The sequence below is a fragment of the Uruburuella suis genome (assembly GCF_022870845.1).
Lineage (GTDB): Bacteria > Pseudomonadota > Gammaproteobacteria > Burkholderiales > Neisseriaceae > Neisseria > Neisseria suis.
Map to the genome: position 1 here is coordinate 2,321,313 of NZ_CP091507.1, position 23,704 is coordinate 2,345,016.

Annotated in this window: 25 protein-coding genes and 1 other RNA gene; 7 read left to right on the forward strand and 19 right to left on the reverse strand. The window is 54.8% G+C overall.

Annotated elements, in window-relative coordinates:
- Positions 1–8: 8 nt before the first annotated feature.
- The gene (locus LVJ78_RS10565; protein WP_207894321.1) at positions 9–1,451 is read right to left on the reverse strand and encodes a 23S rRNA methyltransferase; all 1,443 of its coding nucleotides are present in this window, start codon (positions 1,449–1,451) and stop codon (positions 9–11) included.
- Positions 1,452–1,754: 303 nt separating this feature from the next.
- Positions 1,755–1,967 carry a hypothetical protein gene (locus tag LVJ78_RS10570; protein WP_243650373.1) on the reverse strand — a complete coding sequence of 71 codons (213 nt, stop codon included), beginning with the start codon at positions 1,965–1,967 and terminating at the stop codon, positions 1,755–1,757.
- Between the two features lie 871 nt (positions 1,968–2,838).
- On the opposite strand from LVJ78_RS10570, the gene LVJ78_RS10575 reads away from it, so the two are divergent.
- Positions 2,839–3,822, forward strand: coding sequence for a L,D-transpeptidase (locus LVJ78_RS10575; RefSeq protein ID WP_132954350.1), 984 nt, complete (start codon positions 2,839–2,841; stop codon positions 3,820–3,822).
- A gap of 1,031 nt (positions 3,823–4,853) precedes the next feature.
- Here LVJ78_RS10575 and queA read toward each other — a convergent pair.
- Positions 4,854–5,882, reverse strand: a complete 1,029-nt coding sequence (gene queA, locus LVJ78_RS10580; RefSeq protein ID WP_132954351.1) for a tRNA preQ1(34) S-adenosylmethionine ribosyltransferase-isomerase QueA — start codon at positions 5,880–5,882, stop codon at positions 4,854–4,856.
- Between the two features lie 379 nt (positions 5,883–6,261).
- On the opposite strand from queA, the gene accB reads away from it, so the two are divergent.
- The 3 genes from accB to prmA all read left to right on the forward strand — a co-directional run bounded on the left by accB (position 6,262) and on the right by prmA (position 9,250).
- Entirely contained in the window at positions 6,262–6,723 is a 462-nt protein-coding gene (gene accB / locus LVJ78_RS10585) for an acetyl-CoA carboxylase biotin carboxyl carrier protein (RefSeq protein WP_132954352.1), read from the forward strand.
- Positions 6,724–6,802: 79 nt separating this feature from the next.
- On the forward strand, positions 6,803–8,164 hold the full coding sequence (accC, locus tag LVJ78_RS10590) for an acetyl-CoA carboxylase biotin carboxylase subunit (RefSeq protein ID WP_132954353.1): 1,362 nt from the start codon (positions 6,803–6,805) through the stop codon (positions 8,162–8,164).
- 198 nt (positions 8,165–8,362) lie between these two features.
- On the forward strand, positions 8,363–9,250 hold the full coding sequence (gene prmA, locus LVJ78_RS10595) for a 50S ribosomal protein L11 methyltransferase (protein ID WP_132954354.1): 888 nt from the start codon (positions 8,363–8,365) through the stop codon (positions 9,248–9,250).
- Between the two features lie 291 nt (positions 9,251–9,541).
- On the opposite strand, the gene hpf is transcribed toward prmA, so the two are convergent.
- From hpf to LVJ78_RS10630, 7 genes are all read right to left on the reverse strand, one after another.
- On the reverse strand, positions 9,542–9,865 hold the full coding sequence (hpf, locus tag LVJ78_RS10600) for a ribosome hibernation-promoting factor, HPF/YfiA family (protein WP_132954355.1): 324 nt from the start codon (positions 9,863–9,865) through the stop codon (positions 9,542–9,544).
- Between the two features lie 78 nt (positions 9,866–9,943).
- Entirely contained in the window at positions 9,944–11,296 is a 1,353-nt protein-coding gene (gene rpoN / locus LVJ78_RS10605) for an RNA polymerase factor sigma-54 (RefSeq protein ID WP_132954372.1), read from the reverse strand.
- A 9-nt stretch (positions 11,297–11,305) separates the two neighbouring features.
- Positions 11,306–12,040 (reverse strand): LPS export ABC transporter ATP-binding protein, encoded by a 735-nt coding sequence (gene lptB / locus LVJ78_RS10610; RefSeq protein WP_132954356.1) that lies wholly within the window; start codon positions 12,038–12,040, stop codon positions 11,306–11,308.
- 82 nt (positions 12,041–12,122) lie between these two features.
- Positions 12,123–12,629: a lipopolysaccharide transport periplasmic protein LptA gene (gene lptA, locus LVJ78_RS10615; RefSeq protein WP_132954357.1), complete on the reverse strand. Its 507-nt coding sequence runs from the start codon at positions 12,627–12,629 to the stop codon at positions 12,123–12,125.
- Entirely contained in the window at positions 12,610–13,191 is a 582-nt protein-coding gene (gene lptC, locus LVJ78_RS10620; RefSeq protein WP_132954358.1) for an LPS export ABC transporter periplasmic protein LptC, read from the reverse strand. The genes lptA and lptC overlap by 20 nt, the downstream gene beginning before the upstream one ends.
- Entirely contained in the window at positions 13,188–13,724 is a 537-nt protein-coding gene (locus tag LVJ78_RS10625) for a KdsC family phosphatase (RefSeq protein WP_132954359.1), read from the reverse strand. The genes lptC and LVJ78_RS10625 overlap by 4 nt, the downstream gene beginning before the upstream one ends.
- An 87-nt stretch (positions 13,725–13,811) precedes the next feature.
- Complete coding sequence (locus LVJ78_RS10630) at positions 13,812–14,780, reverse strand: KpsF/GutQ family sugar-phosphate isomerase (RefSeq protein ID WP_132954373.1); 969 nt, start codon at positions 14,778–14,780, stop codon at positions 13,812–13,814.
- Positions 14,781–14,877: 97 nt separating this feature from the next.
- Here LVJ78_RS10630 and tal point away from each other — a divergent pair, with 97 nt between their 5' ends.
- Positions 14,878–15,933 carry a transaldolase gene (gene tal / locus LVJ78_RS10635; RefSeq protein ID WP_132954360.1) on the forward strand — a complete coding sequence of 352 codons (1,056 nt, stop codon included), beginning with the start codon at positions 14,878–14,880 and terminating at the stop codon, positions 15,931–15,933.
- 225 nt (positions 15,934–16,158) lie between these two features.
- On the opposite strand, the gene LVJ78_RS10640 is transcribed toward tal, so the two are convergent.
- From LVJ78_RS10640 to LVJ78_RS10675, 8 genes are all read right to left on the reverse strand, one after another.
- On the reverse strand, positions 16,159–16,668 hold the full coding sequence (locus LVJ78_RS10640) for a protein disulfide oxidoreductase (RefSeq protein ID WP_132954374.1): 510 nt from the start codon (positions 16,666–16,668) through the stop codon (positions 16,159–16,161).
- Between the two features lie 73 nt (positions 16,669–16,741).
- On the reverse strand, positions 16,742–16,987 hold the full coding sequence (locus LVJ78_RS10645) for a GlsB/YeaQ/YmgE family stress response membrane protein (protein ID WP_132954361.1): 246 nt from the start codon (positions 16,985–16,987) through the stop codon (positions 16,742–16,744).
- A gap of 234 nt (positions 16,988–17,221) precedes the next feature.
- Positions 17,222–17,614, reverse strand: coding sequence for a 30S ribosomal protein S9 (gene rpsI / locus LVJ78_RS10650; protein ID WP_132954362.1), 393 nt, complete (start codon positions 17,612–17,614; stop codon positions 17,222–17,224).
- A 9-nt stretch (positions 17,615–17,623) separates the two neighbouring features.
- Positions 17,624–18,052, reverse strand: coding sequence for a 50S ribosomal protein L13 (gene rplM, locus LVJ78_RS10655; RefSeq protein WP_047759909.1), 429 nt, complete (start codon positions 18,050–18,052; stop codon positions 17,624–17,626).
- A 186-nt stretch (positions 18,053–18,238) separates the two neighbouring features.
- Positions 18,239–18,418, reverse strand: a non-coding RNA gene (gene ssrS / locus LVJ78_RS10660) — 6S RNA.
- Between the two features lie 6 nt (positions 18,419–18,424).
- Positions 18,425–18,730, reverse strand: coding sequence for a cell division protein ZapA (locus LVJ78_RS10665; RefSeq protein ID WP_132954363.1), 306 nt, complete (start codon positions 18,728–18,730; stop codon positions 18,425–18,427).
- The gene (locus tag LVJ78_RS10670) at positions 18,727–19,068 is read right to left on the reverse strand and encodes a hypothetical protein (protein WP_132954364.1); all 342 of its coding nucleotides are present in this window, start codon (positions 19,066–19,068) and stop codon (positions 18,727–18,729) included. The genes LVJ78_RS10665 and LVJ78_RS10670 overlap by 4 nt, the downstream gene beginning before the upstream one ends.
- A gap of 111 nt (positions 19,069–19,179) precedes the next feature.
- Positions 19,180–20,169: an NAD(P)H-dependent glycerol-3-phosphate dehydrogenase gene (locus LVJ78_RS10675; RefSeq protein WP_132954365.1), complete on the reverse strand. Its 990-nt coding sequence runs from the start codon at positions 20,167–20,169 to the stop codon at positions 19,180–19,182.
- Between the two features lie 319 nt (positions 20,170–20,488).
- On the opposite strand from LVJ78_RS10675, the gene LVJ78_RS10680 reads away from it, so the two are divergent.
- Complete coding sequence (locus LVJ78_RS10680) at positions 20,489–21,640, forward strand: cytochrome-c peroxidase (RefSeq protein WP_132954366.1); 1,152 nt, start codon at positions 20,489–20,491, stop codon at positions 21,638–21,640.
- A gap of 203 nt (positions 21,641–21,843) precedes the next feature.
- On the opposite strand, the gene LVJ78_RS10685 is transcribed toward LVJ78_RS10680, so the two are convergent.
- Entirely contained in the window at positions 21,844–23,043 is a 1,200-nt protein-coding gene (locus LVJ78_RS10685) for an MFS transporter (protein ID WP_132954367.1), read from the reverse strand.
- A 253-nt stretch (positions 23,044–23,296) separates the two neighbouring features.
- Between LVJ78_RS10685 and LVJ78_RS10690 the strand changes: the two genes are divergently transcribed.
- Positions 23,297–23,698, forward strand: coding sequence for a hypothetical protein (locus LVJ78_RS10690; RefSeq protein ID WP_132954368.1), 402 nt, complete (start codon positions 23,297–23,299; stop codon positions 23,696–23,698).
- Positions 23,699–23,704: the final 6 nt, after the last annotated feature.

A 23,704-nucleotide genomic window follows, 5' to 3' on the forward strand; every position in this document is an offset into this window, starting at 1 on the left:
TTCCCCGGTCATTTAGCACGTTGTCGGTTGACACGCTGCAACAACTGGCTCATGGCCAGCACCACTTCTTCAGGCAGGCTGTCGACACGCTCGCGCAGCAAGCGCAAAAATTGCTCCAAGCGGGGCCAGTCTTCAGAGCGCTCGTATAAATCAAACAACATGATATAAAGCTGAGACTCTTGCGGGTAATGCAAAACCGTTTGCTCCAATGTGCCGATGGCCTGATCCAGCTGGCCATACATCAGCAAAGATTCCACCTCTTTCACCGCCTCTTCGGCAGGTGAAGCGTTTTCGCTGATAATGGAGGTGTCTTTTTGAACCAAATCACGGTATTTGGCCTTGATTTGGCGCGATGTGGGTTGCAGATAGCCTTTAGCCAAACCGATTTCGCGCACTTGCTGCTCGCTGGGGCCTTTTTCCAAATCGTCAAACACTTCATGATAGCCCAGGCTGTAGCCCCAGCCCAACATGCGCTCTTTTACTTGGCGGCCATACTGGCCGAGCGAGAAATAGAGCTTCCATAAGTGCTTGGCAAACTGATTCACTTCGTCGTGCTGATAATCGAGCTTGAGCGCATCGATAATCAGGCTGGCGGGCTTGGGTGATTTTTGAATGGCACGGTTGTATTGCAGCAGCGCTGTTTCGTAATCCACTTTGTTTTTCAAAAGCTTGGCACCACGCTCCGGCCGCACAAAACCCATCACCGCGCTCATTTCTTCTTCGCTCACCTCGCCGAAATCCTGCTTGCCGACCACAATCGGCATGCGTTTGGCGGAGGCGCCTTCTTTATGGGCAGCGGTGCCTACGGTCAGCACAGGCTGCGCGGCCACTTCATCCAAACCGTTTTTCTCGCCGATTTGGCGTGCCACCTCTTGCATGCTCCAGCCCAAATCCTGCTCGGCCAACACCCGCAAAGGCAGATGATTGGGCTCAATCGCCAGGCCGGCTTTCACATATTCGGCGGTGCTTTCTTTGGAGAGAACGGTTTTATGTCCGCTCAGCGTGGCGGCGAGCAAATCGAGATTGCCCGCGCGCAGACTCAGCCCCACCAGCTCGTGCACCAATTTTTCAGGCGCAGGCGGCGGCAGCTTGCTCAGATAGCCGGCCAAAGAAGCGGCGGCTTTATCTTCATAGCCAAATTGCTTGTAAACTTGATATTCGGTGAGCGGATCAACTTCCTGAGCCGACACGGCCGTGGTCATATTATCGGATGCGCTGCCTTCCCAGCCCCAACCGTGATCGTCGTTTTCTGCCACCGACTGATTGATATGCGCTATCCAGTCATCGCCATCCTCTGCAGTTTTCCCCTCTGTAGCGCGGCGCTCCGAAGCCGGCATTTTGGCCGACCGAGCTGTTTTCTTTGCTGCGCCGCCCTGCTTGTAGCGCACAAGCAACAGCACCAGCAGCAAAAGCACCAGCAACACAATTAAAAGTGAATAATCCAAAAGTATCTCCCGATACACGCTAAAAGCAATCAAATCCTGCCGCCATCCCACACCTTTTTGAAATAGGCAGCCTGCAACCGACTCAAACCACGCAGACTGTGGTGTTTACGGTAAAGCAAACAGAAAGATTAAAGCCAAGGCCTGAAGCCTTCCCCTTTCAATTTAGCATCATAGCATGATTTAACAAAAGTCGTCACATTCAAAACCTTTTCAGACGGCCATATTACACTTCCCCGACCGCCCGTGGTCGGCTCGGCGGCTTTTCAAGCCAGCCTATGGTTGCCACATGCGCCGTTTGTGCAAACATATTCATGATACCGCAGCCACAAAACCATGGCTTTTCTCCACCCACACCGCTGCATCGCGGGCAAACGTGGCCGGATTGCACGGCACATACACAACACGTTGCGGCAAATAAGGCTTATGCAGCATCTGCACCACAGCATAAGCGCCGCTGAGCGGCGGATCAAGCAGCATTTTATCCCATGCCCCACGCCGCAATCGCACTTGAGTGCGTTTCAAACAAATCGGCCGTCTGAAACCCCACATTGGTTTCACAGCCATTGAAACAGACACTATCGCGATCGCGCTGCGCCAGATAACCCGCCGCCTGAGCACTTGCGCGCCTTTCTTGGCCATCGGCAGGCTGGAATCACCCAAGCCGCAAAATCAATCGGCAATACGCCCGCCCAACTGCCCATCAAGCAGCCGCAAAGAGTGCGTCACCATCAGCACATTGGTGTCGGCATTGATTTGCGTGAAATCACCGGGGCGACATCGAATTCGGGCAGGCGATATTGCAGAATTGCAGAGCGGGCACATTAAACGGGTAAAACGGATAAACTGCCCACCCGTGCTGCAAGCAAATTTACCAATCAGGCACGCCGCCATCGTTCAAACCATCGGCAACTGCCGCAAAAAATATGCAGCGCGCTTTCAGACGGCCTGCCACATCAGCCGCCACGCTCGGCAGCCATGGCGTCACCACACGCTGTTTGTAAGCCACGTGCGCCAAAGGTTCCACATATTCGCCGCATGTATCAAAATCGCCACACTCGGGCGGCCGCCCTTACCGCAAGGCGGCCGCCACCGCAGCCGCTTCACCTTCATCGAATTGCTTTTTACGGCACACCACCGGCAAGCCACTGGCACCAAGAACCAAACACCACAAATGAAGCACGTTCTACCCGCCACCCGGGCCACGCCGCGGCCTTCATCATCCATTCCGCCTGCCTGCGCCACCGCAAATAATTTGCCCGCCGGCTTCATGGTTTTTCCTGCCTGCCAACCGCTTGGCCGCTATCCGCAACCGAAAAGCAGATATTTTCGCACAAAACCACCCATACTGCGGTATGATTTCGAGCTGTTATCATACTGCCCATTTATCAGAAAAATGAAAAATTTAGGATTCGGCCTGCTCACCCTCGGCATGGGTGCCGCAGCATACGCAAACACACCGCTCCCCGACTTTCCGCCTGTATCGCAAGGCCAACATGTTGTGATCAACATTCCGCAACAACGTCTTTTTCTTTACACCAACGGCAAGTTCACCAAAGTGTATCCCGTGGCCGTGGGCAAGGCGATGACGCAAACCAATTTGGGCGAACACAAAATCGGCGTGAAAGCGTTTAATCCCACTTGGCATATTCCCCGCAGCATCCAGAAAGAGCGCAACGATGGCGTGAAAACCATTCCGCCCGGCCCCAATAATCCGCTGGGTCCCGTGTTTGTGCGCATGGGCGAACCCAAGCTCGGCCTCGGCATTCACGGCACCAACGCGCCCAGCAGCGTGCCCGGTGTGCGCAGCCACGGCTGTGTGCGCATGAAATCGCCCGATGCCATGGAATTTGCCAAAACCATCACCACCGGCTCGCCCGCTTCGGTGATTTACCAAATGGCTGCGCTCAATGTGGATGCCAACAACAATTTGTGGCTGGCCGCCTACCGCGACCCTTATAACCAGAAAAACCTCGACACCGCCACTCTGCGCAAAAGCATCACCGCTTGGGCAAAAGCGCACGGCAAAACGGTGAACACCAAGCGCATCGATGCCGTGCTGAAAAACCGCTCCGGCATGATAAACTGCCTCACCTGCGCCGCCGGCGTGAAAGTGAAAGGCCCCTTAAAATCGGTGGCCTGGACCAGCGGCTCAGCCGGCTACACCCAGCCCAAAGCCATTCCCAAGCCCGCTCCGGTGCGGGATGAAGTGTTGCCCCCGGGCAGCGAAATCGAAGTGGATGAAGAAGCCACCAAGCCGGAAGCCCCCGCTGCTGCGCCTGCACAGCCCGCACCGGAGAGCGCTGCTTCCGCTGCTTCGCAACCGGCCGCATCACCTGCTTCCGCACCAAACGGCGACCCGACTGAAAACCTGTTTTAATACCGATTCAAATAAATAAGCCTTTATAAATATTCGAAGCAAAGGCCGTCTGAAAACCTTTCAGACGGCCTTTGCTTCGAATTTCAAATAAAAAATGATACAAGCAGGTATGAAGCACGCGTCTCAGCCACGCACCTTCTACAATCTTCAGCTTGTTTGATATAATGGCATGCATAAAAAAAGTGATGCGGCGGATAGCAAACCCAACAAATCCACAGGCCGTCTGAAACCTTGGGTTTATCAATTCAACCTGCACTGTTGCAGAATACAGTTTCGTGTAACTTTTTCTTTTATTTCACTTAAATAGCAACAAAGGCCGTCTGAAAACCTTTCAGACGGCCTTGTTTCCAATTATCACACACGGCATTGGCCAGACAACGCGATAAGCTTATTTTTGGCTTGCGTATGATTTTATGGCTTATATCAATCACAAAAACAATCATACAAAATAAGAATCACTTGGGCGCTATCTGCTCAGGCTGTGTCGGCCTTCGGCGCACCTCAACAAAACTCAAACGACTTTATCAAATCAATCTGTTGAAAAGCAAACATCGGCTTACGGTCTTAGCAACCCAACCTAACTTATCTATTTGTTTGTAGCTTATCTCTTTATAAGCGTATTTTTTTGAATGCTATAGTAGAATGCCTAAAAAAGTGACACAACGGGCTGGTTGGTTGAAAACCCAACAAGCCCACATGCCGAGGCCTTTACAAAACGCCCTTTCCGTCGCTCCTGCGTAGGCAGGAGCCCAGTCTGAAGCGCAGCTTCAGTTGTCGGACAGGTAGGCACCATCAAAATATGAGAAATCAAATATTTGATTTTATAGGGCGTTTATCATTTTCAGAAAAGTGTGAGACAAGCAAAGCGCTGCTTTGCGCTGGGCACCCGCCTACGCGGGTGCGACAGATATCTGGTTTTGCAAAGGTCTCATGCCGTTTGAAACGTTGGGTTTGACAACCTAACCTACTCCGTTATGGCGCGTAGTTTTGTATAACTTTTTCTTGCATTCCACTATATCACCCACTCAAACCTATTCCGACAAGCCCAAAATCATCGCATCGCCATAGCTGAAAAAACGGTATTGCTGCTCAATCGCATGGTTATACACCGCGCGGATGTGCGCCGTGCCCGAAAAAGCGCTCACCAGCATCAGCAGCGTGGATTTGGGTAGATGAAAATTGGTAATCAGCCGGTCAACCACCTTGAAACGATAGCCCGGCGTGATGAAAATATCCGTGTCGCCGCCGCCCGCCTGCAAGCGGCCGCTGGCACGCGCCGCCGATTCGAGCGCCCGCATCGACGTGGTGCCCACCGCCCACACCTTATTGCCGCGCGCCTTGGCCGCCTCAATCAACGCCACCACTTGCGGCGGCACTTCATACCATTCGCTGTGCATTTTGTGCTCGGCGATATTATCCACCCGCACAGGCTGGAATGTGCCCGCGCCCACATGCAGCGTTACCTCGGCCATGTGCACGCCCTTATCCTTTAATTGCGCCAGCAATTCATCGGTGAAATGCAGGCCGGCCGTGGGCGCGGCCACCGCACCTTGGTGCTTGGCATACACGGTTTGATAACGGCTGTCGTCTTCATCATCGGCCGCGCGCTCGATATAGGGCGGCAGCGGCAGATGGCCGTGGCGCGCCAGCAATTCATACACGCTCTCGCTGCCGGCAAAGCGCAGGCAAAACAGCTCGCCCTGCCGCTCCAGCATTGTGGCCTCGATGCCGCCCTCAAACACCAATTGCGTGCCCGGCTTGGGCGATTTTGACGAACGCACATGCGCCAGCGCCGTGTGTGCATCCACCACCCGCTCAATCAGCGCCTCAATCTTGCCGCCGCTCTCTTTTTGGCCAAACAGGCGCGCCTTCATCACCTTGGTGTTGTTAAACACCAGCACATCGCCCGGCTGCACCCAATCGGGTAAATCGGCAAACATTTTGTCGGCTATCGGCGTGTCGGGCAAAGCGGCCAACAAACGGCTGCTGCCGCGCACCGCCGGCGGATGCTGGGCAATCAAGGGTTCGGGCAGGTTAAAATCAAAATCGGCAAGTTGCATGGTTTTTCAGCTGTGTTCAAAAAAAGCGCTATTATACGCACATTCTTTTTCAGACGGCCTGCCCGCACAGCCTACTTATTATTATTCAGTGCATTTTGCCGCCACACCCCGCAAAGCCTTTAGAATAAATACTCTTTAACCGATTTAAAGTAGCCGGCGGCGCGCCCGAACTGCTTCTTTTGCAGCCAAAACCGCCTGATTTTGATATTTTGCTAGACATTTAACAGCAATTTCGCCAAAATACGCCATCACCATTTCCCAAGCACAGGCTTCATATTCCGGCCGGGTTTCCCGGTTTCCCCTGTTTTTATTCCCCTATTTCGCTGAATCAAGCGGCCAACATGCCGCTCTCGCACCCCTACCAAAGGATGATATTCAAATGGACTTACGCAAACTGAAAAAACTGATCGATTTGGTTGAAGAATCAGGCATCGCCGAAATCGAAGTAACCGAAGGCGAAGAAAAAGTGCGCATCACCCGCTCGATGGCCGCTGCGCCGCAAGCCCTTTACGCCGCCCCCGCCCCCTTGGCCCACGCACCCGCACCGGTGGCCGCCGCGCCCGTAGCGGCCGCGCCCGCTCCTGCTGCCGCGCCCGCCGCCGATTTGGGCAATGCCCAAAAATCACCGATGGTCGGCACTTTCTACCGCGCACCCAGCCCCGCCTCACCTGCTTTTGTGGAAGTGGGTCAAAACGTTAAAGCCGGCGACACCTTGTGCATTATCGAAGCCATGAAGCTGATGAACGAAATCGAAGCCGAAAAATCCGGCGTGGTGAAAGCCATTCTGGTTGACAACGGCCAGCCGGTCGAATATGGCGAGCCGCTGTTTATTATCGAATAAATCTTTCAGACGGCCTTTTTATTCCAACACACAAAAGGCCGTCTGAAACCTTGTCAGAAATCATTCTGAAAGAAGCCTTATGTTGAAAAAAGTTTTGATTGCCAACCGCGGTGAAATCGCTTTGCGCGTATTGCGCGCCTGCCGCGAAATGGGCATCGCCACCGTTGCCGTGCATTCCGAAGCCGACCGCGACAGCCTGCATGTGAAGCTCGCCGATGAATCGGTGTGCATCGGCCCCGCGCCTTCTCCGCAAAGTTATCTGCATATTCCCGCCATCATTTCCGCCGCCGAAGTAACCGGCGCCGATGCCATTCACCCCGGCTACGGCTTTTTGGCCGAAAACGCCAATTTTGCCGACCAAGTGGAGCAATCGGGCTTTGTGTTTATCGGCCCGCGCGCCGACACCATCCGCCTGATGGGCGACAAAGTTTCCGCCAAACACGCCATGATTGCAGCCGGCGTGCCCTGCGTGCCCGGCTCGGAAGGCGCTCTACCCGATGACGACGCCGAAATCCTGCGCATTGCCGACCAAGTGGGCTTTCCGGTGATTATCAAAGCCTCCGGCGGTGGCGGCGGCCGCGGCATGCGCGTGGTCGAGAAAAAAGAAGACTTGCTCAAATCGGTGGAAATGACCAAAACCGAAGCCGGTGCCGCCTTCGGCAACCCGATGGTGTATATGGAGCGCTATCTGCAAAAGCCGCGCCACGTGGAAATCCAGGTGCTGGCCGATGAGCACGGCAACGCCATTTACCTGGGCGAGCGCGATTGCTCGATGCAGCGCCGCCACCAAAAAGTAATCGAAGAAGCGCCCGCGCCCGGCATCACCCAAGCCGAGCGCGAAGCCATCGGCCAAGCCTGCGTGGATGCCTGCAAACGCATCGGCTACCGCGGCGCCGGCACGTTTGAATTTTTGTATGAAAACGGCGAATTCTTCTTTATCGAAATGAACACCCGCGTGCAAGTCGAACACCCCGTCACCGAGCTCATCAGCGGTGTCGACATCGTGCAAGAGCAAATCCGCGTGGCCAGCGGCCTGCCGCTGCAATACGCGCAGGAAGACATCATTCTCGAAGGCCATGCGTTTGAATGCCGCATCAACGCCGAAGACCCTTATAATTTCATCCCCAGCCCCGGCCTGATTGAAAGCTGCCACCTGCCCGGCGGCTTCGGCGTGCGTGTCGACAGCCACATCTACCAAGGCTACCGTATTCCGCCCAACTACGACAGCCTAATCGGCAAAATCTGCGTGCACGGCAAAACCCGTGAGCAAGCCATGGCAAAAATGCGCGTGGCCATGGCCGAGCTGGCCATCACCGGTATCAAAACCAACACCGCGCTGCACCGCGACCTTTTTGCCGACCCCGGCTTCCAAGAAGGCGGCGTGAGCATCCATTATCTGGAAAAATGGCTGGAAGCACGCAAAGCCAAGCAAAACGGTTAAACATTTTGCACCGCAGGCCGTCTGAAACCTTCAGACGGCCTTTTGCAATCCACACATATCCATTAGAATATTCACATCATTTTATTAATCAGGCCGTCTGAATCTTTTTTCACCCCATTCAAAAGGCAAACCGGCCAACGCAGCCGGATTGTTATTTTTTTCGAATGCGCATCCAACGGCCGCACACAGAAAGCGCCCATGTCTTACCAACAAGCCACCATTGCCGTAACCGAACACATCGCCGAGCGCCTTTCCGATGCGCTGATGGAGCACGGCGCCCTCTCTGCCGCCATTGAAGACGCCTATGCCGGCACCAACGATGAGCAAGCCATTTTCGGCGAGCCGGGCATGCCCACCGAGCAGCTGTGGCTGCAAAGCAAAGTGATTGCCCTTTTTGCCGAAGAAGCCGATATCGCCCCCATCATCACCGCCGCCGCCGCACAAACCGGCATCGATGTACCCGCCTACAGCGTGGAGCTTTTGCCCGAACAAGATTGGGTGCGCCTCACCCAATCGCAATTCGACCCGATTAAAATTTCCGAGCGCCTGTGGATCACGCCCTCATGGCACGAAGCACCCGATGCCGGTGCCGTCAATCTGCAGCTCGACCCCGGCTTAGCCTTCGGCACCGGCAGCCACCCCACCACCCATCTGTGCCTGCAATGGCTCGACCGCAACCTCAAAGGCGGCGAATCCCTGCTCGATTACGGCTGCGGCTCCGGCATACTCGCCATTGCCGCGCTCAAGCTCGGCGCCGGCAGCGCCACCGGCGCTGATATCGACCCGCAAGCCATCCGCGCCAGCAACGACAACGCCGCCCAAAACCAAGTGCCCGCCCATTTCCACCTACCCGATGCCCTGCCCGAAGGCCGGTTTGATATCGTGGTGGCCAACATTCTCGCCAACCCCTTGCGCATGCTGGGCGAAATGCTCGCCGGGCGCACCCGCCAAGGCGGCCGCATCGTGCTCTCAGGCATTTTGGAAGAGCAGATAGACGAAATGAGCGAAATCTACGGCCAATGGTTTGACCTCGATCCCGCCCAAACCGACAACGGCTGGGCCTGCTTAAGCGGCGTCAAACGCTAAGTTTTGTGCGTAAAATAGAGCGGGCAAACACGAAAACAGGTCTTATACCAATCCAAAAAAATAACCTAACTTCGTTGGCTCGCCTTGCCGTACTATCTGTACTGTCTGCAGCTCGCCGCCTTGTTAGCTTATTTTTTGAATTGGTATTATCGTGCGCACAGATATGCCCAGCCCGACAAAGAGGCCGTCTGAAACTTCTTTCAGACGGCCTCTCCATTTAAACCACCCAAACCAAAAGCCCCTCAAAGGGGCTTTTGGTTTGGGTACATTTTGTTTGGGTACAAAGGCCGATCAGGCTTCTTCCACAGGTGCCGGTGCGGCGGTGGCGCGCACATCGTTACGCTTTTCTTTATGTTTCAACACGGCGCGGTCGAGCTTGTCCATCAGCACATCCACAGCAGCATACATATCGCTTTCTACGGTTTCCACGTGCAAATCTTTGCCGGCCAAATGCACATCGGCTTCTGCTTTATTGTTGAGTTTTTCCACCGAAAGGGTAACGGTTACGGAAATCACGTTGTCGGCATGGCGGCTGATGCGCTCTAGCTTGCTGCTGACATGTTTTTTAATGGCTTCGGTAACATCAAAATTCAGACCAGTGATTTTCAGGTTCATAATAACACTCCTTCGGTTGGGGTTTTCAGGCCGTCTGAAACAGCCTGCTCGAGACAAATTTTGTGCTCAAATATTATTCTAAGGTTTGCGTTGGTGTGCCGGCGGAATATTCAAAGCTTCGCGGTATTTGGCCACCGTGCGCCGGGCAATGTCGATGCCCTGCTGTTGCAACAATCGGCTTAAAGCTTCATCCGAATAAGGTTTTTGTTTGTTTTCATCGCTGATTAATTGCGCCAGTATGGCCTTCACCGCGCTCTGGCTCGTGCCCTCGCCGTCTTCCCCGGCATCCACAGCTTGTGTGAAGAAATAGCGTAACGCAAACACGCCGCGCGGGCAAGCCAAATATTTGTGGTTCACCGCGCGCGACACCGTGCTTTCCGCCACACCCAGCTCGGCGGCTGCCTCTTTCAACAGCATGGGGGTGAGGCCGATTTCGCCGAAAATGAAAAAATCTTCTTGCCGCTCAACAATGTATTCAGCCAAGCGCAGCACCGTGCTTTTGCGGTGCTCGAGGCTGTCGATTTTCTGCCGCGCCTCACTTAATTTGTCTTTCCACACTTGGCCGACATTGCGGCTCTCTTTCAGCAATGCGCAATATTCATGATTGAGCCGCACATGCGGCCAGGCTTTTTCATTGCCGATCACCCGCCAGCCGCCGGCATACTCGCGCACCCACACATCAGGCTGCACATAAGCCGTGGGCTCCGCCGTGGCAAAGCCATAAGCAGGATAAGGGTTGAGCGTGGCAATCAGCGAGAGCGCCGCTTCAATGATATCGGCCTCGAAATCGGGCAGTTTGCGTTTGAGTTTTTGCTGGTTTTGGGTGCGGCTTTTGCCCAATTCTTCCAAATGCTGCATGATGATTTTGGCGGCGCAGCGGCGCTCGGGCGAAGCGCTCAGGCGCTGCAATTGCAGCAGCAGCGATTCGTTCAACGTGGCTGCGGCCACGCCGGGCGGGTCGAAGGTTTGCAGTCGGTCGAGCGCCTCCTGCATATCTTCTTCATCCAGCATCCATTCAAGCGGCGTGTGTTCAATGATATCGGCCAAGCTGTCGGTGAGATAGCCTTGCTCATCGAGTGAATCAATCAAAATGTGCACGCGGGCGGCTTCTTCGCGGCTGAGCGGATGCTCGCACACTTGATTGTGCAGATAGCTCAAAAAATCTTCTTCAGCAGCGATGGTGGCCCAAATATCTTCTGCATCATCGCCACCCACTTGGCCGGTTTTTGAAATGGCGGCTGAAATGCGCTCCGGTTCGGGGCTGCCTTCGGGCGCTTCGCTGCGCTCGAGCAGAGGGTTGTCTTGCAGCCATTCTTCCACTTCATGCTCCAGCTCCAGCCCCGACATTTGCAGCACACGCAGCGATTGCTGCAAGCCCTGGCTGAGCTGCTGGGTTTGCTTGAGCTTGAGTTGAAAGTTCTGGCCGCTCATCATTACCTATCAATAATCGAAGTTTTCGCCCAAATACACGGCGCGCACTTGCTCGTTGCCCACCAGCTCTTCGGGCACACCCGAGGCGAGCACGGTGCCCTCGCTGATGATGTAGGCTCTGTCGCAAATGCGCAGGGTTTCGCGCACATTGTGGTCGGTAATCAACACGCCGATGCCGCGTGTTTTGAGAAATTCAATGATTTTCTGAATATCGATAACCGCAATCGGATCGACGCCGGCAAACGGCTCATCAAGCAGGATAAAACGCGGCTGCATGGCCAGCACACGGGCGATTTCCACGCGCCGGCGCTCACCGCCGGAAAGCGAAGGCGCCGGGCTGTCGCGCAGGCGCTCGATATTGAGGTCGGCCAAAAGGCGCTCCAGCTCGGCATCGATTTGCTTTTTATCTTTCAACCGGATTTCGAGAATAGCGCGAATATTTTGCGCCACCGTCATTTTTCGGAAAATCGATGCTTCCTGCGGCAGATAGCCCAAGCCCAAGCGGGCGCGCTCGTGAATGGGCAGATGGCGGATTTCGCGATTATCCAGCATCACGCTGCCGCCATCGGCGGCAATCAGGCCGACTATCATGTAAAAGCTGGTGGTTTTGCCCGCGCCGTTGGGGCCGAGTAGCCCCACCACTTCGCCGCTTTCGATCTCGAGCGAGAAATTTTTCACCACTTGGCGCTTTTTGAAGCTTTTTTGCAGATGTTGGACATTCAGTCGGCTGTGCGGAGTTGTCATGGGCAAGGCTCTGATGATATGGGTATGAGATTTAAGGCCGTCTGAAACAGTTGTGTGTGCGTTCAGACGGCCTGCTAACAAGCTATTTGGTCGGCTGGATCACCACGGTAACCCGTTTGCCGCCTTTGCCGCCGGCCGCTTTGCTGCCGCTGACGGTATACACTTCGGTGCGGGTGTTGTAAACAATGCTGGCGCCTTCGGCCAAATCACCGCCGCGCTGCACACGGGCATTGCCGGTGAGCTTCACAATGCCGGTGGCCGATGAATATTCTACTTGGTTTGCTTGGCCGTTTACCGTGCCTTTATTGCCGTCGAGCGTTTGGCCGAAGCGCACCGGGCTGCCGCTGGCGCTCATCACTTGCTGGCCTTTGCCATCGCGCGACACACGCACGCTGGCGGCGCGGATATTGAGCGAACCTTGTTTGATCACCACATTGCCGCTGAAGGTGGTGACCTGGTTAGCCTGATCGAGCGAGCCTTGATCGGCCTCGATTTCAATCGGGCGGCTGCGGTCGCTCTCAAGCGCAAAAGCCGGCGCGGCGGCCAACAAAGCAGCCAACAGCGCGGCATTAAGGATTTTTGGGGTCATAAATAATGGCTTTCACTCGGGAGGGCAGGTTTAAAAAACCTTGCTGGTGGTTATATTGCACGCCCTTGGCCGTGCCGTGCGAATCACCGTATTGATAGGCCACCGGCGCATCGGTTGAGGCAGTTTCGGTTTGCGTGTCCACCAGTAGGCTGGCCGTTTTCAGCACGCCGGCAGGCCGACGGGCATCAGCTGCTTTGGTGAGCACCACGTTTTTTTCGAAAAACACTTGGCGGGTGTCGGTATTATAGCGGGCTTCTTCGCTTTTGACGTCATAGAGCCGCTGGCCGGCGCCATAAAGCACAAGCTGCGGTTGGTCAAAATAAACATCATCACTTTTGGGCATCTGCCAAGCGCTCTCGGCGCTGAGGTTTTCTTTCAGACGGCCTGTTCCATCAAAGCGCCGCCCGTCGATATCGACCATGGCATATTGCGGCTCGTTGGGATTGAGCGCCACTTCTTCGATATCCAGCTCGCTGATGCGCCCGAGCCAAGCGCTCAAGCCGCCCAGGCAGATAGCCAATATCAGGGGAAAAAGCCAGCCGCTGCGCCATTTTTTAATCATTTGATATACTCATTCAAGGCTGCATCAAGCGTGCCCTGCGCCTGCATAATCAGGTCGCACAGCTCGCGCACCGCGCCCTTGCCAGCGCTTTTGCGTGTGATATAAGCGGCGTGCCGCAAGGTAAAATCGTGTGCTTCGGGCACGGCCACAGGCAGGCCGCAGCGCACCATCACCGGTAAATCCACCACATCATCGCCGATAAAGGCGCATTCATGTTCCGCCACGCCGGCTTTGGCGCGCAAATCGGCATAAGCGGCTTTTTTGTCGTGTATGCCTTTGTAATAATGATTAATGCCCAGCTGCTCCACCCGAATGCCCACCGAGGGGGCATCGCGGCCGGTGATAATCGCAGTTTGCACACCGCTTTGCTGCAACATTTTCAAGCCGTGTCCATCGAGCGTGTGAAACGATTTGATTTCTTCGCCGTTGTCGCGGATATAAATATGGCCGTCGGTGAGCACACCGTCCACGTCCATAATCAAAAGCTTGATGCGCTCGGCGCGCGCTTGCACATCAGGGGATAAAGTCATCATGCGTTTTCTCCGGCAAAGGTTTTCAGACGGCCTCTGCATTATATAAGGCCGTCTGAACAGATTGCCACTAAAAAAGGTTAAGCGCTTTCAGATAATACGCGCTTTAAGTAAATCATGCATATTGAGCGCACCGACCAAGCGGCCGTTTTCATCGGCGGCCAGCAAGCCGCTCACCCGGGATTGCTGCATCTGCTTCAGCGCTTCGGTGGCCAGCTTATCGGGCGAAATGGTTTGCGGGCCCGGATGCATCACTTCTTCTACCAACAAGCCGGTAAAATCATCGCGGCCTTGAAACAGGCGGCGCAAATCGCCGTCGGTGAAAATGCCTTTGATGCAGCCTTGTTTGTTTACAATCGCCAACATGCCCAAGCCGGTTTCGCTCATGCGCACGATGCCGTCTTTCAATAGTGTGCCCTCGACCACGGCAGGCAATTCATCGCCGCTATGCATCAAGTCTTTCACCCGTATCAACAAGCGCTTTCCCAAGCTGCCGGCCGGATGGCTGAGCGCAAAATCGGCCAAGGTAAACTCACGCGCCTGCAGCAACACCACCGCCAGCGCATCGCCCAGCGCCAGCATGGCTGTGGTGCTGGAAGTGGGGGCTAAGCCCAAAGGGCAGGCTTCGTGCGACACCGTGCAGGTAATGTGGATATCGGCATAACGCGCCATGGTGGAATGCGGGCGCCCCGTGATGCACACCAGTTGCACATTTTTGCGCTTTAAGGCCGGCAGAATCGAGGTAACTTCATCGCTCTCGCCCGAATTGGACAAAGCCACCACCACATCGCCATCCACAATCATGCCCAAATCACCGTGGGCGGCTTCGGCCGGATGCACGAAAAAAGCCGGCGTGCCGGTGGAGGCCATGGTGGCGGCGATTTTGCGGCCGATGTGGCCGGACTTACCTATCCCCATCACCACCACGCGCCCATGGCAATGCAAAATCGCCTCAACGGCCTGCACAAAAGCCTCATCCAGCCCGCGCGACACTTCCTGCAAAGCTTCGGCTTCCGTGCTCAGCACTTGCCGCGCCCATTCTGTATATTGATTTTGCATTGTATTTCCCATGTTATTTCCTGCCGGCTCTATTCAAACCAGTGATTTCGGGGTAGGATTTCAAATCCCACACCATCATTAATAAAGGGTTTCAGAGATGACTATTTTATCGGACGTTAAAGCTTTAGGACAACAAATCTGGTTGGACAACCTCTCGCGCTCGCTGATTCAAAGCGGCGAATTGGCAAAAATGTTGCAGCAAGGCGTGTGCGGTGTCACCTCCAACCCGGCCATTTTCCAAAAAGCCTTTGCGGGCGATGCACTTTATGCAGACGAAATCGCCGCCCTCAAACAGCAAAACCTCACCGCCAAACAACGCTACGAAACGCTGGCCATTGCCGATGTGCAGGCCGCTTGCGATGTGTGCCTGCCCGAATTCGAAGCCAGCGGCGGCAAAACCGGCTTTGTCAGCCTTGAAGTATCGCCCGAGCTGGCGCACGATGCGGCAGGCACCGTGGCCGAAGCCCGCCGCCTGCACGCAGCCATCAACCGTAAAAACGTGTTAATCAAAGTGCCCACCACCGATGCCGGCGTGGAAGCGCTGCAGCAATTGGTGGCCGACGGCCTCAGCATCAACCTCACCCTGCTGTTTTCGCGCGCCCAAACCCTCAAAGCCTATGCCGCCTATGTGCGCGGCCTCGAAGCGCGCTTGGCCGAGGGTAAGCCGGTAGACGGCATTCAAGTGGTGGCCAGCTTCTTCTTGTCGCGCATCGACAACGCGCTGGATGCCACCCTGCCCGAAGCACTGCAAGGCAAAGTGGCCATCGCTTTGGCCAAAGCCGCTTACGATGATTGGGAAAAATTCTTCAGCAGCCCTGAATTTGCCGGACTGGCCGCAAAAGGCGCCAACCGCATGCAACTGCTGTGGGCCTCCACCGGCGTGAAAAACCCGGCCTATCCCGACACGCTTTATGTTGACAGCCTGATTGGCGCACACACCGTCAACACCGTGCCCGATGCCACTTTGCAAGCCTTTATCGACCACGGCACCGCCAAAGCCACGCTGGCCGACAACACCCAAGAGGCATTCGCGCAATTGGCTGAAGTCGGCAAATTAGGCATCGACTTGGAAGCCTTGGCCGAGCGCCTGCAACAAGACGGCCTGCAACAATTTTCCGATGCCTTTGAAAAGCTGCTTCAACCTTTGGCCTAAGCGCCCGGCCTTTTATCAAAAAGCACGCAAACACATGCGTGCTTTTTTTGGTTTTCAGACGGCCTGATGCCTATTTAACCATTACCACCAACATAAATTGCACATTCAAACAGCAGCATATTCAGAAACTTATATCCTTGGCTATCATTAGCTTATAGGCCGTCTGAAAGCTTCAGACGGCCTTTCGGCATCATCAATATCATCATTTAATACCATTATCATCATTTAATGCCATTGATCCGCCAACCATATCCTGCTGCGCAAGCCCCAATAGCTGCTTACACCGGAAGTGCTGTGAATCAAACGCCCGTTTTTCACCAGCGCCACAGTCGGCGTAACCTGCACCTGCCATTGCTGCGACAACACACCGCGCTCATCATTCACATTATCGAAATGCAACTGCTGGCGCTGCATATAAGCGCCCACCTCTTGCGGCGAGCCCGAGCGCAGCGCCACGCCCAGCACCGGCACACCGGCTTGGTGCAACCGGTTGACCACGGGCGAAGTATAGCGACAAATGCCGCACCAGCTACCCCAGAAATACACCACCACCGTTTGGCCGTCTGAAAGCTCGGCCAGCGAAGTATGCCGCCCCGATAAAGTATGCACCGGCGCATCCGCCATGCCGGCCGGCTGCACCGGGCGGCGGTACCAATCCACGGCAAAAGCCAGCAAAGCCACCATAACCAAAGTTTGGGCGACTTGCTTGATCCAATAAACGATTTTTTTACGCATGGTTAAAAAGGCCGTCTGAAAAACCAATAACAAAGCAGGCATACGCCTGCTTTTTCACACTCACCTTCGGCAATTATTTCTTAATCACGCGCGTGTAAATCGCCAAAATAATCACTGCGAAAATCGTAGAGGCAATCCAGCCGGCCGGTTGGCCTGCCTCATACCAGTCCGCTGCCTGGCCTACCCAACCGGCCAAAAGCGCACCACCAATGCCCAGCAAAGTGGTCATAATAAAGCCCAGATCGTCTTTGCCCGGGTGCAGCAATTTAGCCAACACACCCACAATAAAACCCACAATAATGGTAACAATCCAACCCATTTTTTCCTCCCGATACACTATTGAAAACAACCGCAAAGCCTGATAAACCGCGCCATTGCGCGCTTTGCGGCAACGGCTTCAATCATACACGTCGCTTGCCTGGCGCCCACGTTCCTTGCATTTATTTTCACAAAACAACGAAATTTGATACCCTATGCCGTCATTTTGCGACAAGCCCGCAAAGGCACAATAAAAAGCCCCGCATCGTGCGGGGCTTTGCGAAACAACAAATCATTAACGTTTCGAGAATTGTTTGGCGCGACGGGCTTTGCGCAAGCCGAATTTTTTACGTTCCACTTCACGCGCATCGCGGGTAACGAAGCCGGCTTGTGACAGAGCCGGTTTCAATGCGGCATCATAGTCAATCAGCGCACGGGTGATGCCGTGGCGGATGGCACCTGATTGGCCGGTTTCACCGCCGCCAACCACGTTGACTTTAATATCGAAAGCTTCGCCGTTTTCGGTCAGCACCAAAGGTTGGCGCACCACCATGCGGCTGGTTTCGCGGGCGAAAAATTCGTCAACCGGGCGGCCGTTTACTGTGATTTGGCCGGTGCCTTTTTGCAGAAACACACGAGCCACTGAACTTTTGCGGCGGCCTGTGCCGTAGTAGTATTTACCGTTCATGTCGTGTCCTTAGATTTCCAAAACTTTGGGTTGTTGGGCAGCGTGGCCGTGCTCGGCACCGGCATACACTTTCAGCTTTTTAATCATGGCGTAACCTAAGGGGCCTTTGGGCAACATGCCTTTAACGGCTTTTTCCAAAACGCGCTCGGGAAATTTCTCTTGCATTTCGGTGAAGTTGCGTTCGTAGATGCCGCCGGGATAGCCTGAGTGGCGGTAGTATTTTTTATCCAGCGCTTTATTGCCGGTTACGCGCAGTTTGTCGGCATTGATAACGATAATGTAATCGCCGGTGTCAACGTGCGGAGTGTATTCGGGTTTGTGTTTGCCACGCAGACGGTGAGCGATTTCGGCGGCAACGCGACCCAAAACTTTATCTTGAGCATCGATGACGAACCATTCGCGCTTCACCTCGTGCGGTTTAGCTGAAAAGGTTTTCATAAGGAGGAGTCCAAACAAATATATAGAAAGCTGCCGATTTTAGAGATGATTTGATATTCTGTCAATTAAATTCGGGCAGTCGGAAATATTTCGCCGCCACGGCGGCGCGATGACTACAAAAGTGTTGCATTTCAAGTATGCCGTCATGAAAAAAGCACCGTTTTGGCGGTGCTTTTTTTTCAAATGGGAATCCCCGCAGATGCCGTTCGGGCCTCGATCCGCTTGAACCTTGCTGACAAGGTGGTCACCTCGGGCAGTTTCGGGTGCATCTGCAAGCAAACGCTCACGCCCACTGCACTCCCGGCAACCTAAAGCGAACGTATTGGTTCAAAGGAATATATGCCTTCACGCACACCGCAGGGAAAAGAAGCTTTACTGGCCGGGCGGCAACTTGGCTAAAGCCTTGTCGCACACCGCTGCCATGTCTGTTATTTTACGCTCAAATTCGCCGATTGCCAAATCATCTTTCATCGACATTTTCAATAAATCGTGCACCACGTTGAGTGCAGCCATAATGGCGATTTTATCGGTTTCGATAATGCGCCCGCCCTGCTTGATGGCATTGATTTTCTGGTTGAGCATATCCACCGCTTGCAGCAGCGTGGCTTTCTCCTCGGGCGGGGTGCCGATATTGAACGCGCGCCCCATAATGGTGATGCTGATTTGCTCGCTGCTCATTGATTGTCCTCCTCTTCGGCAGCCGCCTCTTGCGGCAAACGCAGCAGCAGGGCGCGGATGCGCTCGGCGCTGCTGCCCAGCAATTCGCGCTGGCTGTGGTTTTCAGCAAGCAGGGTGTCGATTTTGCTTTGCAAATCTTCTTTCAGCTTGCCCACTTGCACCAGCAGCGCTTCGCTCAATTCGTCTACCGCGGCCTGATGTTCGTTTTTTTGCTGCGCCTGCTCGTTTTTCAGACGGCCTATTTCTTCGTGCAAGCGTTTGTTTTCGCTTACCACGGTTTCAAATTTTTGCGCCAGCCGGTAAACGCTGACTTCCAGTTTTTCCAAAGACTGATTCATAATGCCGCACCTTAATGGGTATGCCGGCAAGCATAAGGGCAGGATGCGGCGCTGTCAACAAAGGCCGTCTGAATGCGTTCAGACGGCCTTTACACGCTTTTGCGCCAGCGTTTATTCAAATCGGGCTTCACGCTCCATCAAGCGCTCGGCCACTTGCTCGGCGGTTAATTCTTTGCGCAGCAATTGCAACAGCGTTTGCGTGATGGGCATATCGATTTGGTATTTGCAAGCGCTGTTGAACACTTCTTCGATGGTGCTCACGCCTTCCGACACATGGCCGATTTCTTTGAGCACTTCGTGCAATTCTTTGCCTTCGGCCAAACCGAGGCCGACGCGGCGGTTGCGCGAGAGCGCGCCGGTACAGGTGAGAATCAGGTCGCCCACACCGGCCAGCCCCATCATGGTTTTGGGTTGTGCACCCATCGCCACGGCCAAGCGGGTGATTTCAGCCAGGCCGCGCGTGACCAAGGCTGCGCGGGCATTGAGGCCATATTCGAGGCCGTCTGAAAGGCCGGTGGCAATTGCCATGATGTTTTTCACGGCGCCGCCCACGGCCACGCCAATCACATCTTCGCTACCGTAAAGGCGCATCACCTGGGTGTTTAATTCGTGCACCATCTCTTCAATCCAGGCTTTGTTTTCCGAGGCCAGCACCACGGCACACGGCAGCTGCCGCGCCAGCTCTTGCGCAAAGCTGGGGCCGGACAACACACCGATGCACGGATTATCGGGCAACACATCTTTCACCACCTGAAAGGTGAGCAGGCCGCTGTCTTGCTCGAAGCCTTTGCAGGCGGTGAGCACGGGCAGATGGCCGGCGTTATGCTCAATCAGCCGCTGCGCGCTGTCGCGCAGACCGGCCACGGACGTGACCATCAGCACCAGCTCCGAGCCTTGCAACGCAGCGCCCAAATCGGCTTGCATTTGCAAAGCATCCGGAAAGGCAAAGCCCGGCAGATAGCGCGCATTTTCGCGCGCTTGCGCCAAATCTTGCACATGCTGGGCGTTTCTTGCCCACATGGTGACATCGTGGCCATGCCGGGCAAAATGTATGGCTAAGGCAGTGCCCCAGGCGCCGGCACCCATTACCGTAATTTTCATGTTTTTCTCACTTTGGCAGATTGCCGCCAACTTTAAAACAAAGCCCCGCCAGAAGCAAGCGCGACGCACTTTTTCAGACGGCCTGTCTGCTATCTATTAAATATTGCCACAAGCTATAGGGTTATTAGCTTTCCACTATCACACTCAATGATTTGATTTGGCGCAATCCTTTTTAAACCACGCCCTCTATACTTGCTTCTGTAAGCCGAAAAAATAGTTGAGTTTTCAATATCTTCATCACTTCTCGGCCGCACCATAAAAAAGACAACAACACCGCATTAAGGCTTTCACGCTTGTATATTGCATAAAGGAACGCATCATGAAAACCACTTTCCGCCTCAGCACCCTCGCACTGGCTTCTCTTTTGGCTTTGAATGCCTGCCAAGACAAACCGGCCGAGCAAGCTCCCGCCCCGCAAGCCGCCTCCGCTGCCGCGCAAGCGCCGGCACAATATGACAACAGCAGCGCCAGCGCTGAAGACAAAGACTTGCTTACCAAAGCGCAAGGCATCTTCCAACCGCTGCCGGCACGCGCCGAAATCGACGCCGCCCAGCCGCTCACCGAAGGCCAAATCCAGCTCGGCCAGCAATTATGGTATGAGCCGCGCCTCTCGCGCGGCAACACCGTAAGCTGCAATTCCTGCCACAACCTGGCCAGCTACGGCGTGGACAATATGCCCACCAGCCAAGGCTATAAAGGCTTATTTGGCGGCCGCAATTCCCCCACCGCGCTCAACGCCGCCCTGCTCGGCAGCCAATTTTGGGATGGCCGCGCGGTTGACGTGGAAGAGCAGGCCGGCGGCCCGCTGCTCAATCCGGTGGAAATGGCCATGCCGAGCAAAGAAGCCGTGGTAGCCAAAATCGCCCACATTCCCGAATATCAAAAAATGTTTAAAGACGTGTATGGCGATGAAAAAGGCCAAATCACGTTTGACAACATCACCCATGCCATTGCGGCTTTCGAGCGCACCCTGCTCACGCCCACCCGTTGGGACGATTACCTCAAAGGCAACATCAGCGCGCTCAACGAACAAGAGCGCAAAGGCTTGAAATCGTTTATGGATAACGGCTGTATTGCCTGCCACGCCGGCGTCACGCTTGGCGGCAATTCGTTCCAAAAATTCGGCCTGGTTGACGGCCCTTATTGGAAATTCACCGGCAGCAAAAAACATGACGAAGGCCGCTTTGAAGTGACTCAGGCCGAAGATGACAAATATATTTTCCGCGTGCCCGGCCTGCGCAACGTAGCCATGACTTACCCCTACTTCTACGATGGCAGCGTGTGGGAGCTCAACAAAGCCGTATCCATTATGGGGCAGGCGCAATTGGGCAAAGCCCTGCCTGAAGAAGAAGTGGGCAATATCGTGGCCTTCCTTGGCACACTCACCGGCGATGTGCCCGAAAAAGTGCGCGTGCTGCCGATGCTGCCGCCTTCAACCGACCCGGCCTCGCGCCCGGATAACGGCAATTAATCATCAAACAAGCACCTGCAACACAGGCCGTCTGAAAGCTTTCAGACGGCCTGTGTTGCTGTAAATCATTTTTTATACCCATTCAAAAAAGTAAGCTAGCAAAGCGGCGAGCCGCAGACGGTACAAATAGTACGGCAAGGCAAGACAACGAAGTTAGGTTATTTTTTTGGATTGGTATTATTTTACAAATGATTGAAAAGCCCTCAGCCCGCCTTGCTTTGCGCCAGCGTTTTCGGGCTCGCGGCAAACCAAGCCAGCACACATTCCACCAGCATCAGCGCCACCAACACCGCCATCGCATCCGACCATGAGTCCAAGTGGTCATACAGCACCCCCATGCCCAAAGGCCCCAGCACCGCAATCAAATAACCCACCGATTGCGCCATGCCCGACAAAGAAGCCGATTCATTAATGCTCTGCGTGCGCAACACAAACAGCATCAACACAATCGAAAACACCCCCGAGCCGCCAATGCCGATCAGCGACACCCACAGCCACATCTGACCCGGCGTGCCCAACCACACCCCCGCCACGCCCGCCAGCAGCAGCAACGAGGCCAGCAAACAAAACCGCTGTTTGTGCGTGCTGCGGCCGAATCGCGCCGACACCGCCAATACCCCCGCCAGCGAAGCCGCCTGCAACAGCGAGCTGTAGCCGCCGGCCGCCAGCGGCGTCATGCCTTTTTCCACCAACACCGAGGGCAGAAAGTTCACAATCGAATAAAACATCACCGACTGAATGCCCATAAACAGGCTGATACACCAAGCCGCGCGCGAACGCCACACATTCAGCCCGCCCGCCACCGCTTGCGGCTCATCCGCAGCACTCACCACACCTTGCGCACGAATACGCAGCCAAGCCGCCAGCGCCACCAGCCCCAACAAGGCCCAAATGCCCAACGACCAACGCCAGTTTTGCCATTGCGCCAACGGCACCGCCACCGCCGCCGCCACCATAGACGACACCGACATCGTGGCCGACACTGCCCCCACCACCAAGCCCACGCGCGTAGGCAGGCTGCGCTTGGCCAGCGCCGGCAGCAACACATTGCCCATCGCAATCGCCGCCCCGATCACCATTGTGCCCGCCAACAACAGCACAGCCGAGGGCAGCACCGAGCGCAATATCATGCCCGCAACCAGCAACACAATTGAGCCGACCAGTACATTTTCCATACCGAAGCGCCGCGCCAGCCGTGCCGCCAACGGTGAAAACAGCGCAAACGCCAGCATGGGTAAAGCCGCCACCAGCCCGATAAACGAGCCCGACACACCTAAATCTTCACGAATAAAGCCTACCACCGGCCCCACCGCCACAATCGGCGTGCGCAAATTGGCCGCCAGCGCAATAATGGCAAATAATAAAAAGCCGGTAGAAATCCGGCTGCGGGCAGATGAAAGCATAATCCAACCTTAAAAATGTTGCCTCAGAGCCGCCGCACACATCAAGCGACAAACTTCAAAAGCATCAAAAAAGCGCCGTTTCCGGCTACAAAAAACGCATTATAGCCTTTTGCCGCCGCCGCGTTGGCAACACGTTTGTATTTATTGAGCTAGCCGCATCATGCAGGCAGCCTATGATAGGTAACCCTTGGGCGAAATTGAAAAAGTGACAATGGCGACGGGTTGATGTTAGAGTGAACACTCCTATTGGTTAATGTTGAAAATCAAAGCTGAAATGAAAGGGGTCGTTATGAAAAGCTGTTTGCATAAACTGCTTGGTATATGGGCGGTGTGCCTGTTGTTAACGGCTTGCGCGGATGGGCCGTGGTTGCTGGAATCGATAGACCGGCAAAGCTATGTGGGCAAACCCATTGAAACGGTATACCGGGCAAAAGGGCGAGAACCCGATTATATCGAAGAGGTATCCGATGGCCGTGTATATAGTTGGCTGGAAGATAAGCGTTATGTCACCAGCGTGCCCACGGGCACCACCCGCAACAACAATGTATTGACTTACCATTATCAAGAGCGGGTGGAAGGCGGTGTCTCGCGCCATTCCTATCTTACCGACAGGGATAATGTGATACGTGATGTGGCGTATCGTTTTGTGCGCTGATGCGCT